This window comes from Arthrobacter sp. GmRoot5-12, from assembly GCF_059739365.1.
This window is the reverse complement of the sequence record NZ_AP046056.1, coordinates 1,956,116-1,968,264: the sequence shown is the minus strand read 5'-3', so window position 1 is coordinate 1,968,264 and position 12,149 is coordinate 1,956,116. Positions and strand designations below refer to the sequence as shown.

Annotated in this window: 14 protein-coding genes; 8 read left to right on the top strand and 6 right to left on the bottom strand. The window is 64.3% G+C overall.

Going from position 1 to position 12,149, the window contains the following annotated elements; genetic code table 11:
* Positions 1 to 4: 4 nt before the first annotated feature.
* The 4 genes from rplI to rpsF form a co-directional block, all read right to left on the bottom strand.
* Positions 5 to 457 carry a 50S ribosomal protein L9 gene (rplI, locus tag AC6JAM_RS08985; protein ID WP_018769834.1) on the bottom strand — a complete coding sequence of 151 codons (453 nt, stop codon included), beginning with the start codon at positions 455 to 457 and terminating at the stop codon, positions 5 to 7.
* Positions 458 to 474: 17 nt separating this feature from the next.
* On the bottom strand, positions 475 to 714 hold the full coding sequence (gene rpsR, locus AC6JAM_RS08980) for a 30S ribosomal protein S18 (protein WP_003800144.1): 240 nt from the start codon (positions 712 to 714) through the stop codon (positions 475 to 477).
* Between the two features lie 126 nt (positions 715 to 840).
* The gene (locus AC6JAM_RS08975; protein WP_018769835.1) at positions 841 to 1,416 is read right to left on the bottom strand and encodes a single-stranded DNA-binding protein; all 576 of its coding nucleotides are present in this window, start codon (positions 1,414 to 1,416) and stop codon (positions 841 to 843) included.
* A gap of 74 nt (positions 1,417 to 1,490) precedes the next feature.
* Positions 1,491 to 1,796 (bottom strand): 30S ribosomal protein S6, encoded by a 306-nt coding sequence (gene rpsF, locus AC6JAM_RS08970; RefSeq protein WP_013602900.1) that lies wholly within the window; start codon positions 1,794 to 1,796, stop codon positions 1,491 to 1,493.
* A 266-nt stretch (positions 1,797 to 2,062) separates the two neighbouring features.
* Between rpsF and AC6JAM_RS08965 the strand changes: the two genes are divergently transcribed.
* The 8 genes from AC6JAM_RS08965 to AC6JAM_RS08930 all read left to right on the top strand — a co-directional run bounded on the left by AC6JAM_RS08965 (position 2,063) and on the right by AC6JAM_RS08930 (position 9,696).
* Positions 2,063 to 2,809, top strand: a complete 747-nt coding sequence (locus AC6JAM_RS08965) for a glycoside hydrolase family 16 protein (RefSeq protein WP_026265856.1) — start codon at positions 2,063 to 2,065, stop codon at positions 2,807 to 2,809.
* 273 nt (positions 2,810 to 3,082) lie between these two features.
* Positions 3,083 to 4,177: a hypothetical protein gene (locus AC6JAM_RS08960; protein ID WP_018769838.1), complete on the top strand. Its 1,095-nt coding sequence runs from the start codon at positions 3,083 to 3,085 to the stop codon at positions 4,175 to 4,177.
* Between the two features lie 11 nt (positions 4,178 to 4,188).
* Positions 4,189 to 5,007, top strand: coding sequence for a glycosyltransferase family 2 protein (locus AC6JAM_RS08955; protein ID WP_018769839.1), 819 nt, complete (start codon positions 4,189 to 4,191; stop codon positions 5,005 to 5,007).
* Complete coding sequence (locus AC6JAM_RS08950) at positions 4,997 to 6,286, top strand: lipopolysaccharide biosynthesis protein (RefSeq protein ID WP_018769840.1); 1,290 nt, start codon at positions 4,997 to 4,999, stop codon at positions 6,284 to 6,286. The genes AC6JAM_RS08955 and AC6JAM_RS08950 overlap by 11 nt, the downstream gene beginning before the upstream one ends.
* A complete protein-coding gene (locus tag AC6JAM_RS08945; RefSeq protein ID WP_018769841.1) occupies positions 6,283 to 8,064 on the top strand; it encodes a hypothetical protein in 1,782 nt (593 codons plus the stop codon). The genes AC6JAM_RS08950 and AC6JAM_RS08945 overlap by 4 nt, the downstream gene beginning before the upstream one ends.
* Positions 8,061 to 8,402: a hypothetical protein gene (locus AC6JAM_RS08940; RefSeq protein ID WP_018769842.1), complete on the top strand. Its 342-nt coding sequence runs from the start codon at positions 8,061 to 8,063 to the stop codon at positions 8,400 to 8,402. Before AC6JAM_RS08945 ends, AC6JAM_RS08940 begins: the two co-directional genes overlap by 4 nt.
* Positions 8,399 to 8,641 (top strand): hypothetical protein, encoded by a 243-nt coding sequence (locus AC6JAM_RS08935; protein ID WP_018769843.1) that lies wholly within the window; start codon positions 8,399 to 8,401, stop codon positions 8,639 to 8,641. The genes AC6JAM_RS08940 and AC6JAM_RS08935 overlap by 4 nt, the downstream gene beginning before the upstream one ends.
* Positions 8,638 to 9,696, top strand: a complete 1,059-nt coding sequence (locus tag AC6JAM_RS08930) for a metallophosphoesterase family protein (RefSeq protein ID WP_497934503.1) — start codon at positions 8,638 to 8,640, stop codon at positions 9,694 to 9,696. Before AC6JAM_RS08935 ends, AC6JAM_RS08930 begins: the two co-directional genes overlap by 4 nt.
* Before the next feature lie 160 nt (positions 9,697 to 9,856).
* On the opposite strand, the gene AC6JAM_RS08925 is transcribed toward AC6JAM_RS08930, so the two are convergent.
* Together AC6JAM_RS08925 and AC6JAM_RS08920 are read right to left on the bottom strand one after the other, a co-directional pair.
* Positions 9,857 to 10,828 carry a glycosyltransferase family 2 protein gene (locus AC6JAM_RS08925; RefSeq protein WP_018769845.1) on the bottom strand — a complete coding sequence of 324 codons (972 nt, stop codon included), beginning with the start codon at positions 10,826 to 10,828 and terminating at the stop codon, positions 9,857 to 9,859.
* A gap of 28 nt (positions 10,829 to 10,856) precedes the next feature.
* A complete protein-coding gene (locus AC6JAM_RS08920) occupies positions 10,857 to 11,672 on the bottom strand; it encodes a glycosyltransferase family 2 protein (RefSeq protein WP_018769846.1) in 816 nt (271 codons plus the stop codon).
* Positions 11,673 to 12,149 lie beyond the last annotated feature (477 nt).

The following is a 12,149-nucleotide window of genomic DNA, read 5'->3' as shown; positions in this document are numbered from 1 at the left end:
AGGACTACTTTCCTGCAACCACGTCGAGTTCGATCACAGCAGCAACGTCAGCGTGGAGGCGGACGTTGGCCTGGTAGGAACCAACCGACTTGATGTGGGCAGGCAGTTCAACCTTGCGCTTGTCGATCTTGCCGAGGCCGGCGGCCTCAACAGCGTCGGCGACGTCGCCCTGCTTGACGGTGCCGAACAGGCGGCCGGACTCGCCGGCCTTGACGACCAGCTTGACCGGCTTCGCGGACAGTGCAGCGGCCTGCTTCTGAGCATCTTCCAGGGAAGCGTGCTCGCGGGCAGCGCGGGCAGCCTTGATGGACTCAACCTGCTTCTCGCCACCCTTCGACCAGGTCAGGGCAAAGTTGCGGGGCAGGAGGTAGTTACGTGCGTAACCGTCCTTGACCTCGACAACATCGCCAGCAGCACCGAGACCGGTTACTTCGTGGGTCAGAATGAGCTTTGCCATGTTAGTTAATCCCTTCCTTAGCCGCGGCCAGCGCCGGAGTAAGGCAGCAGAGCAACTTCGCGGGCGTTCTTGATTGCCTGGGCGATCTTGCGCTGTTCCTGCACCGTAACGCCAGTGACGCGACGGGCGCGGATCTTTCCGCGGTCGGAGATGAACTTGCGCAGCAATGCTACGTCCTTGTAGTCGATGACAGTGATGTCAGCGGCCTTCAAGGGGTTGGACTTTGGTTTGGGCTTACGGAGTTCAGCCTTAGCCATCGTGGAGCTCCTATTCTAGGGAGCCCGTGGATATTGATCCACGGGATGGTGGTGGTCCGACGGCGGCAGTTCCCTGGGTGCCTTTCGGCTCCCTGGGAGGCCCCGCGCCGGACCGTTGTTTGGGTTTTAGAAGGGAGGTTCGGAATCGGGGCCGTTGCCCCAGCCGCCTGCGTTGGACACGCCGGGCGTAGCCCAGGGATCGTCCTGTGCAGCCTGCTGGTTGCCGCCGCCCCAGCCTCCGCCGGCGTTGGCGCCCTGGCTTCCACCAGAGTTGCCGCCGCCGAAGCCACCGCCGCTGTTGCCGCCGCCAAAGCCGCCGCCACCCTGTCCGCCGGAGCGCTGGGTACGGTTAACCTTGGCGTTGGCGTAGCGCAGGCTCGGGCCGATCTCGTCGACCTCAAGCTCGATAACGGTGCGCTTTTCGCCTTCTTTTGTTTCGTAGGAACGGCTCTTCAGGCGGCCGGTCACGATGACGCGCATCCCCTTGGTCAGGGATTCGGCAACGTTCTCGGCTGCTTCACGCCAGACAGCGGCGCGGAGGAACAGGGTTTCCCCGTCCTTCCACTCGTTGGACTGGCGATCAAAGGTGCGGGGGGTGGAAGCGATGGTGAAGTTCGCTACTGCCGAACCGGACGGTGTGAACCGCAATTCCGGGTCATTGGTGAGATTACCGATGACCGTAATGGTGGTCTCGCCTGCCATCTACTGCCTCCTTGTTCGATCCTGGGTGAAGAGTGCGTGTCCTGCGGGGTAAAGAATGAAGACGTGGTGCTGAATTACTCAGCAACAACCTTCTGCTCTTCGGGGCGGGTGATCTTGGTGCGCATGATGGTCTCGTTAAGAGACAGCTGGCGGTCAAGTTCCTTGGCGGTTTCCGGCTTGGCGGTGAAGTTCACCACGGCGTAGATACCTTCGGACTTCTTCTTGATTTCGTAAGCCAGACGGCGACGGCCCCAGATGTCAACCTTTTCGATGGTTCCACCATCGTTGGTGATGACGTTCAGGAACTTCTGAAGCGACGGCTCAACGGTACGCTCTTCGACCTCGGGGTCGATGATTACCATCAATTCGTAAGGACGCATATGTGAACCCACCTCCTTTGGGCTAAGCGGTTACGGCATTTCCGTAACAGGAGGTTCATTTGCGATTCCGTGCAATGCCTTGCCCCGGAACGGAGGCAGGACGCAGCACAGACTTCAATATCCTAGTGCATTTGGACCCGATAGGCGATTCGCGCTTGACTCAAGGCTAGTGCCGTGGTGCGCAGCCCAGGCAGCGGCGCGGCACGCTATGTGGAAAAACCGGGGCTGCTATCCACCCCGCCGCTGAAGCCCCTATTATCTGACACATGCGTCGACCCGCGATGGCCCTGGGGATGGCGGCACTGTTCCTGTCCGGCTGCTCGGCCAGCTCAGCCCAACCCATGACGGACTCTGCCATGAGCTCTGCCGCGGCAAGGCTGGGCTGGGGCACGCCGATCGCCGGCGACGAGTTCAATTACGCCGGGGCACCGGACGCCGCGAAGTGGTCCGTGTACGACAGTGACGGGCACGCAGGGAACGGCATACGCAGTCCCCGGCAGGTCACGGTGGATGGTTCCAGGATGGTCATTACCGGAACCTCGGATGGCACGACTGCGGGAATGAGTGCCAAGTTTGGCCTCCAGAGGTATGGCCGCTGGGAAGTCCGGGCAGCGGGCTCCGGGGACGATGAATACCATATGGTGTCGATCCTGTGGCCGGACAGCGGGCACTGGCCCTGTGACGGTGAAGTGGACTATGCGGAGACCACTGGTGACTGGAACCGCACCAATTTCTTCCACCACTTCGGATGCTCGAACTCTAAGACCTCTGTTTCCAAGCCCCTGGACGTCACGCAGTTCCACAACTACGCAGTTGACTGGTCCCCCGGCGGCATCATCGGCTACGTCGATGGCGTGAAGTGGTTTGAGGACAGCGACCCCACGCATCAGCCGCCGGGGTCGATGCACCAGACGTTGCAGCTGGACTGGTTTCCGGACGGCACTCCCAACGGTCACGGCGAGATGCGGGTGGACTGGGTTCGCGTCTACGCCCAAGGTACCCCCTCTACCTGACGCACCGAACGGGACAAACCCCCAACGTACTTAACGCCACGCCCGGACGTGCCCCTCCACCCCCAGCCCTGCGAAAAGCGCGCCATTCCCCACGTAGCAGGCGATGCAAAAGGCGAGTACTCACTACCGGTGTTTACCCGGGCGGCCTACCCTACGCTCGATTCTGCCGGCGGAGTTTTACGGCCGGGGGTTTCGAATCCGTCTACGGGCACTGGGTGGATTGGCCCGGGCCGGAGCTGTATTCGGCCGACACCAATCAGACAGGGGAGGACTATGAGCACCAGGCGGGCGAAGGCACTGCACTTCGACATTCACGGCCGCGTCACGATCAGCGTCGACGCAATGGCCCCCACGGCAAGGCAGCTTCAAAGCATGTTGGCGTGTTTCGCCTCCGACACGGAGGATCGGCAGCCCGACATTATTGTTGATGACCGCCCCGAGCCTATGCCGAATGCCGGCTTCGTCGAGCATGAGCTGGCGTACACGGACAACAGTGTGCGCTTCCAGGCTGACCGGGTCCAAGTTGTCAGGGGTGCAGAGCAATGGCGTATTCACGGACCCGGAGAGCTCTTGACCTCCGTGGTACCGGTTCTCGATGCCGCCATGATCTCCCGCGGGGCGGCCATGATCCACGCGGCAACGATGGCCTACCGGGGCCACGCCATCGCGCTGCCCGCGGCTGGCGGGACCGGTAAGACCAGCACCGCCGCCAAGCTGATGCGGCGTGAGGGCTGGTCGTTCATGGGTGACGACTGGGCATTCCTCGCCGAGGACGCAACGCTGCTTGGATACGCGAAGCCCATGTTCATTAAGCCGCATCACCGCGCAATCTACCCGCACCTGTTTGAAGGTGCGCGCAAGCCCCTCGTCCCCTCCCGGTTCTCCGGGAGCATCGGACGCCTCACCACTGTGGTGCACCCGTTCGTTATCCGTTATCCACGCCTGGCCGACTTCTCCCGACGGTGGTCGCCGGAGCACCGCATGGTCACCCCGGAGGCAGCGTTTCCCGGTCGGAAGGTGACCACCTCAGCACCGCTTGCGGCCGCCATATATGTGGAGCGCTACGAGGGCGCACGGTCACGGGTTGTTGAACGGACCACCGACTGGATGGTGGACCGCATGATCGGCAACTTCCATATCGAGATGGCGAGCTTCTCGCAGCGGGTCGTTACCGGCCTCGCAGCAAGCTCCGTGGTCCCGTGGCGCGAACACTTCGCGGCGAAAGGACTCGTTCTCAGCAAAGCCCTGGACGGACGCCCCTGCCACCTGTTCCAAGTCCCGGCCGCCTACTCCGCGGACGAGGCATCGGACGATATTGTCCGGCACCTGGACGAGCTGCTGCCGTCGATCCTCGACGAGCAGGCCTAAGGGGGATCACGGTGGGCTACAGCACAGCAGACGTCACCGCGGTCGTTCCGGCCCGCAACGCGGAGCAGCTGCTTCCGCGCTGTCTGGAAGCCTTGCGTCAGTCCGGTGTCGCGGAAATCATCGTGGTGGACGGGTTGTCCACCGACCGCACGGTCGAAATTGCCCGCGCTGCCGGCGCCCGGATCCTTAGTGACGAGGGCCGCGGCCTGCCCTGGGCCCGCACGCTTGGCGTCCAGAACAGCACCACCCGGTGGGTCCTGCTGGTGGATGCCGACGTCGTGTTCGGAGCCACCGGCGTCGCAGACCTGCTCATTGAGTTGGTGGAGGACGGATATGACGCCCTCCAGGCAGGCCTTGAAAGCGTCGCAGGACCCGGCTACTGGGGCCAGGCGCTGGCACATCACCATCGCACCGGGCGCAGCCGCAACTGGTTCGGACTCGTCGCCACGCTCGTAGACCGGGACCTGATGTTGGGCCTCGGTTTCGACGACGCATTCAAGTCGGGCGAGGACATCGAACTGCGGTGGCGGATGCGGCAGTCAGGGATGAAGACCGGGGTGTCGCAGCGGGTCATGGTCGAACACCGGTTTGCCGCCGACGACTTCGACTTCGCGCTTGACCAGTTCCTCATGGATGGTACGGGACTGGGCCGGATGGTCCGGAAGCACGGCTGGGGCGGCGCACGATTGGCGCTCCTGCCCGCCGCCGCCGCCGTTCGGGGAAGCGCTTTGAGCCTCGCCTCCGGCCAGCCTAAATGGCTTCGCTATTACATCGCCTTCTGCTGGTACAACTACGCGGGTATGGCGAGGGGTTTAGGTCGTGACGGCTGAACGGGAGATCGCTCCAACGGAGGCCCCACCCGTCGTCCGGCATTCCCCCCTGCGCAGCTCGCTTGGACTCGTCCTGGCCAAGGCTGCGCAGACGGGCACGGGTTTCGCATTCTGGGTCGTCGCCGCGCACGCGGCGATAGACCGTGAGGTTGGGTTGACCACTGCTGCGGTTTCGGCGGTGATGATCTGCACCCAGCTTGCGGTGCTGGGCACCGGTTCGGCCGTCATCGTCTCGGTGGGGCGGGGGGAGCCGCCGGCCCGGGTGCTGGACGCGGCGTTTGGCATCGTGGGGGTGGCAGGGACCGTGCTGGCCCTGGGCTACCTCGTGCTGGAGTTGTTCGTGGCGCCGAACACGGCCCCGATGTCGGTTCTCTTCTGGTTGACGTTCGTGGTGGCTGCCGTCACGGGAACCATGTGCACGGTGCTGGACCAGGCGCTCGTCGCGTTGGGACGCGGCAGCAGCGCAACACTGAGGTACACACTGGGCGGCATGGTCTCCCTTGGGGCCACGGCGTTGGTGGCGTTGCAGGCGGCCCACGCGGCTACGGCCGATGTGCTGATGGCCTGCTGGACCCTCGGTTCGGCCGTCTCGTGCATCATCGGTGGCGTCCAGCTGCGGAGATTGGTGGGCTATCGGCCACGGCCGTCCCTGCATCCCGGGCGCGGACGTTCATTGCTGAAAATGGGCATTCCAAACCAGCTCCTCACCCTCACCGAACGCGCCCCGGGACTGGTGCTGCCGCTCCTGCTTGCGCACTTGGTATCGCCGGAGGTGGCGGCCTACTGGTATCCCGCATGGATGATGGCCTGGGCTGCCTACACAGCTCCGATGCTTATAGGCATTGTCCAATTCTCCGAGGGAGTCCGTGAACCGGGCCGCCTGGCGGCCACCACCTGGGCAAGTTTCCGCTGGTCCCTCATAGTCGGTGGCCTCGCTGCGATGGTCCTCATCGTCTTTGCCCACCCGCTGCTCCATCTGCTCGGCGACAGGTACGCCAATGCATCCACCGGCACCCTGCGGTTGTTGGCCGCGGGAGTGGTGGCCTACGCAGTGCTGCAGGCCTACAACTCCGTCTGCCGGGTGCTCGGCCGCTATACAGAGTCGATCATCGTCGGGGTGACACTTGGCGCCGCGCTCTGCGTCTCGGCGCTCCTGGGCGCCGACAGTGGCTCCAGCGCCATGGCCCTTGCGTGGCTGGTAGTGCTCTCCGCCGGGGCCCTGGTCATCGGACTGCGGCTCATCGCAATTCTCCACCGCACCAAAAAGGAGGCATCATGACCAGCACGCTCAAGGAGGCCATCCACCGTCCCCAGGCGCGCTGGAAAACCAGGGATGTCTGGTGCGCCGCAGCGGGGGCGGTGTCGCTCGCACTTGCAGCGTGGGCCGCCTCCACCGTGGCACTTCCTGTGAACAGCGACCTTGGACTGGTCGGTGTGCTGCCCTACCCGTTCTGGGTGGGGGTCCTGATTCTCAACATCGCCTTCGTCGTGGCACTGCGGGGGGATGCCGCAGGCCCTGCACGCAGCCCGGTGATGCTGTGGCTCCTCGTGGTACTGGTGCTCATACTCTTCGGCGCCGCTGTCTTCGTGACGGACGTACCGCGCGGTGAAGTGGCGTTCCGCCACCTGGGCATCGCCGACGCGATGTCGCGCAATGTGGCCATCGATCCCAACATCGATGCGTACTTCAACTGGCCGGGATTCTTTGCCCTCCTGGCGACCGTGCTCGGAACGGCCGGCCTCGACCCCGTGAGCGTTGCCCTGTGGGCACCGGTGTTCAACGTGGGCCTGTGGCTCGTCGCCGTGGCCGTGGTGACACGGTACCTGATCAGCGATCCGCGCCGGCGCTGGCTGGTGCTCTGGCTCTTCTGCCTCGGCAACTGGCAGGACCAGGACTACCTCTCCCCCCAGGCCTTCGGCTTCTTCCTCTACCTGGTTGTGGTGGCCCTGGCACTGGGGCCGCTGGCAACGGAGCCTTCCCACTTCCGCGGGTTCCGGCGCGCCGACCTGGCAGCATGGTGGCGGGGCCGGTCCCCGGCCGAACCCCAGCCGGGGCGCCGGATTGGCGCCCTGGCGGTAACCCTCCTGCTGATCGTGGTCATTTGCGCGAGCCACCAGCTCACGCCGTTCATGGTGCTGATCGCGCTCACCGCCCTTACCCTGAGCGGACGTCTCTGGCCCAGCAGGCTGCCCCTGATCGCCGGCGTCGTACTGGTGCTCTGGCTTGTTTTTCCTGCAAGCACGTACCTCGCAGGCCATCCGCCGCTGGCGGACGCGGGCCTGCAGACCGCCATCGAAGCAAATGTCGTCGACCGCACCAACGGGACCCCTGGACATCTGCTCGTGGTGCAGGTCCGAATGGGCCTCACCCTCCTGCTCTGGGCCCTCGCCGCCGTTGGAACGTTCCGCGACTGGCGCAGGGGGCGCCTTGACATCCGCGTGCTCCTCCTGGCCGTCGCCCCGTTCCTGCTCTTTCCCGCGCAGTCCTACGGCGGGGAAATGCTCATCCGCGTATCACTGTTCGCGCTCCCCTTCGTTGCGATGCAGGCGTCATCGGTCCTGCTTCCCGGAAACGTGGGATACCGGCCTTCCTTCCGTGCTGCGGGAGCCCTTGTCCTCACCTGCATCCTGTTCGCCGTCATGACCGTGACAGGCCGTTTTGGCAACGCGCAATATGACGTCTTTACCGATGACGAGATGGCCGCCATCGCCGCCGTGGACCACATGGCGCCGCCCGGCTCTTCGATTATCTCGGCTGACCATCCCACACCGTGGCGCAACCAGGACTACCTGGAGCACCGATACCGGACCATTGAGGACCTCTGTCCCGCCGACCTGTCGGCCGAAACCTGCGGCCCCCTCATCTACGGTTACGCCAGGCACAATGCCGCCGGCGCCTACCTGCTGCTCCTGCGCTCATCGGAGTCGAGCCTGATCATCCAGGGCCAGACCACCGCCACGGGCCTCGGGGAGCTCGAGGACTGGCTTGATACGCAGGTCGGCGTGGAGCTCGCGTACAGCAATGCCGACGCACGCGTATACCGGGTGGGGCCATGACCGGCCGCGGAGTGAGCCGGCCCACCCTGGCGCTGGGGGTTGCCGCGGTGGTACTGGCCCTGGTCACGCTGGTCGGGTTGCCGACACCGCTGCAGACGGTCGCCGCCATAGCCATCCTTATCCTGCTCCCGGGCCAGGCACTGGCCCGGCTTATCCCGATTACCGACGTCCCGCTTGGCGTGCTGCTCGTCCTGGGACTGGGCCTGGCCACACTCACCGCAGTGTCCACGGCCATGTTCTACCTCACGCTGTGGTCGTGGCAGGCATGCGTCGTGACAATGGCCGTCATTACTGTCCTCGCATGCTTGGCGCGGGCACGTCAGGAGGTCGCATCATGATGGATCTGGCAGGAGTGCTGGCAGCTGCCGTGCTGCTCATCACCCTGGTAACCCTCGAGGTCCGGCGGCTTGGGCCCGGCAGGTCAACCACCGCACCAAGCACTGGATCAAGCACTGGGCAACCGGCAGCAGCGCCGGTTCCCCACAGCCAGTCCAGGAACAGCAGGATCGTCGTCGGCGTCATGTGGGCAGCCTTCCTGCTCCTTCTCTTCCCCCGCGTCCTTGGACTGCTTACGTGAACCTGGGGCGCGGGGCGCGATGGTTGCTCGTCAGCGACCTCCATCTGGACGTCACTGACGACGATCCCCGGAACCCCGGCAGGGTACTGCCGGGGTTCCTCCACCGCGAGGTGCCCGCCGCCCGGGGCATACAGCAACACCTTGTCTTCGTTGGTGACACTTTTGAACTCACAGGCCTGTCCGAGAACGAGAGCCTGGCCCGGCTTGACTCCATCTTCGAACGGCACCCGGCCACTCTCCGGGCCCTGGAGGCGTGCGTGGCGCGCGGGGTGCAGCTGCACTTCGTATGCGGGAACCATGATGTGGAGTTGGCCCGCCCATCGGTGGCCGCACGGCTGGCGGCGCTGCTGGCACCCGATGATCCCACGCGGGTCCGGGTGCACCCGTGGTTCCTCTATGTCCCCTCCGTGCTGATGGCCGAGCATGGACACCTGCATCACGCGCTGCACCGGATACCCGAGGTGCTGCGCACCGCCGTCAACGGCACTGACGGGCTGGATCTGCCGCCCCTCGCCGCCTGGCATGCCCATCCCACGCGGTCGCGCCTCAGTCGTGCCGGAGCTGTTGCCCAGGCCTGTTTGGCCTCGGAACGGGCGGAACGGCGCGTCCGCGGCCCGGCCTATGACGAGCTGCTCCAGACCGAGTCGCAGCGGCTCGCGCTCAACGGGACGGCAGTGCGGGAACTTGCACGCCTGTCCCGGTTCCGGACGGTGTCAGCGCTTCCCCTTACCGCGACCCGCATGGTGCTTGCTGCCACTGGACGCAATGTCAGTGGCGGGCAAGCTCCTGCGGCGGCAGCCCGGGTGGCGGGCATTCTTGAAGCACACGGTTCCGAAGTGGCCTGGTACATCTCGGCCCACACGCACCGCGCCCTTGAATCACGGCTGGAAGGTTCTCCAACCCGGTACATCAACACCGGCACCTGGTCGTCGGACGTCCGCGGCCAAGGTCCGGATCAGTTGGACCGCCAGGTCTTTCCCTACGCGCTGATCGATGTCGCCGACGACGGGGGTACCAGCGGCGGATTGCGGTACTGGCACCCGGACGCCGGCTGACCCCACTGCCGCAGCCCCTGAACGCAGCGCTTGTGCCGGGTTTGATTCAACCTCCACATTGGGAAAGACCTCTTAGTCGTTGGCTCTGTTTGGTTGCCACCAACGTTAAGAGGTCTTTCCCATGGACGGGACGGGCAGCGTCCTGGCTAGGTGTTCACCCTCACTGGACTTCCCGCCAGACTGCGCCTTGGGGAATTTCACTGCCCAACTGGGTTGTGGAGCTGTGCGCCAGCCGGCGGCCGCGGAGGTAGCCGGCGGAGGTGAAGGCCAATACCGCAAGGACGGATCCTGCCCGTCCCAGTCCCATGGGATTGTCGCCCCGGCTCCAATCGCGGATTCCCGAGAACACGGCGCGCGGCAGTGTGCTGCGGACATACCGCCGTTCGGGACCGAGGGCCCGTTTGTGCCCCACGACGTGGCTGACCTGTGCCTTGGAGAGGCCCTCCGACCAGGACCTGGAAAGCATGTAGCGCACAGTCCCACGTTCCTGCGGGACGTGATGCCGGACCAAGGCAGCAGGTTCGTAAACGATCCGGGAACCGGGTGCGCCCATGGTGGAGCGGATGCAGATCTCGGTCTCCTCGCAGCCAAGCGGCAAATTGCCTTGCCTGCCCAGCGCGATGTTGAAGCCACCAACCTGTCGGAGGACGTCGAGCCTGAAGGACATGTTTGCCCCAATGAGGTTCCGGACTTCGGAGGCAACCGTCGGCATTCCGCGGTGGCTGCATCCAACGATCCAGTCGAGTTCTTCACCGAAGTAGCCTGGGCGGCCCTGGTCCCATACAGGTTCGACGCGGCCGCCAACGGCCAGCACGTCGGGATCGTCGTAGAGGACAAGCAGCCGTTCCAGCCAGTTTGGCGTCGCCACCGCATCATCATCCAGGAAGGCCACGATGTCCCCCTCTGCGAGTCCGACGCCCGTGTTGCGTGCCCCTGAAAGCCCCGGAGGGCCTTCGCTCTCCACCACTGTCACGTCGTCGACAATTTCGAGGAGCCGACCGTAGAGGTCCTCGTTATGGTCCACGACCACCAGGATCTCCTGGGGGGCGACAGTTTGGGCGCGGACGGACTCGATCACGTCCAGCAAAAGCTCCCAACGGCGTTCGGTGTAGGCACAAATCACGATCGACACACTTGGACGGACAATTCGATCCAGCATGCTAAGCCCCCTGAACCAATGCAAGGATGCTCTGCGGGTCGGTTGGCGTCCGCGGAACGCTGACGTTGGCGTAGGCGTACTTGACCCGGCGCAGGGCTTCGGGCCGGGCGCCGGCCGTGGGTGCCTCCCACATGGTGCATTCGTGGGCCAGCTTCCTCAGGACCCGCCACCCATCACGGAAGGTCTGCAGGTTGGAGGCTCCCGAAATCCGGTCAAGCTCAATGCTGGGGACTTCCGCAATCCGGAGGCCGGCCCGTGCTGCCCGGACGATCAGTTCAGTTTCGATTTCGAATCCATCTGATTCGAGTTGCAGGATCTCAAGGCATTCACGCCGAAACGCAATATATCCGTAGCAAAGATCGGAGTAATTGCTGTGCAGCACCGCGTTGGCCAACTTGGTCAGCGCCTGGTTGCCGGCTTTCCGCAGGCGCGTGAGGTCCTCGGAGCCCCCACCGGTGACATGCCGCGAGCCCTTGACGAAGTCGTAGTCATGTTGCAGCGGGGAAACGAACCACCCGATCTCCTGCGGGTCCATGCTGCCGTCCGCGTCAAGCATGACAATAATGTCGCCTGAGGCGGCAGCGAACCCTGAGCGTAGGGCCACACCTTTCCCCTTGCGGGGCTCATTGACGATGACGAGATTGTCGCGGACCGCCTGGGCTACTCCCACAGTGTTGTCGGTGGACCGGCCGTCCACGATGATGACCTCATCAACGTAGGACGGCATCCTGCGCAGGACCCACGGAATGTTCCTGGCTTCGTTCAGTGTTGGAATGACGACGCTGACGGAGGCCTTACCGGGCTCCGTGCCCTGCATCGCAAGAGTAATTGGGAGCTGGATGGAAATGGACAAATACCTCACCACTTCATGACGTTTGCGGATAGTTAACAACGAACCCGCCCGCTTGGAAGCCGAGCGCGTCTTTGACGCTTTATCCGGTCATGGGTCTGGTCTCGGGCCCCAGCTCTCGTTAGCCTTTGACTCTGGCCGTGGAGAAAGCCTATTTCCACCCCTTTCGAGTGTCACCAGTAGCGAGTACTCAGTTTCTGCAGTCATATTTACTGCGATAAGGCAAGTACGGGGATTACGGGTGCAGGGTGATATTAGGTATAGGGGTTATTGTCTGCCGCGCGTTTTTAAGTACGGGGGTTATCATGCCGCCCTTCGTGGTTCATGCGATGGGGTGGCGCCGGTACTGCCGCCAATACTGCAATCGCCAGGCCCTGCAAGGCCCCAGCGTTCGCCGGGCCGGCCTTCAGCCACGCGGCCGGGACCTTGAGCAATTGTGGATCT

Excerpts from the sequence above, each read along its gene's own strand:
- rplI (WP_018769834.1), bottom strand. The coding sequence starts at position 457 with ATGGCAAAGCTCATTCTGACCCACGAAGTAACCGGTCTCGGTGCTGCT.
- rpsR (WP_003800144.1), bottom strand. The coding sequence starts at position 714 with ATGGCTAAGGCTGAACTCCGTAAGCCCAAACCAAAGTCCAACCCCTTG.
- AC6JAM_RS08975 (WP_018769835.1), bottom strand. The coding sequence starts at position 1,416 with ATGGCAGGCGAGACCACCATTACGGTCATCGGTAATCTCACCAATGAC.
- rpsF (WP_013602900.1), bottom strand. The coding sequence starts at position 1,796 with ATGCGTCCTTACGAATTGATGGTAATCATCGACCCCGAGGTCGAAGAG.
- AC6JAM_RS08965 (WP_026265856.1), top strand. The coding sequence starts at position 2,063 with ATGCGTCGACCCGCGATGGCCCTGGGGATGGCGGCACTGTTCCTGTCC.
- AC6JAM_RS08960 (WP_018769838.1), top strand. The coding sequence starts at position 3,083 with ATGAGCACCAGGCGGGCGAAGGCACTGCACTTCGACATTCACGGCCGC.
- AC6JAM_RS08945 (WP_018769841.1), top strand. The coding sequence starts at position 6,283 with ATGACCAGCACGCTCAAGGAGGCCATCCACCGTCCCCAGGCGCGCTGG.
- AC6JAM_RS08940 (WP_018769842.1), top strand. The coding sequence starts at position 8,061 with ATGACCGGCCGCGGAGTGAGCCGGCCCACCCTGGCGCTGGGGGTTGCC.
- AC6JAM_RS08935 (WP_018769843.1), top strand. The coding sequence starts at position 8,399 with ATGATGGATCTGGCAGGAGTGCTGGCAGCTGCCGTGCTGCTCATCACC.
- AC6JAM_RS08920 (WP_018769846.1), bottom strand. The coding sequence starts at position 11,672 with ATGCAGGGCACGGAGCCCGGTAAGGCCTCCGTCAGCGTCGTCATTCCA.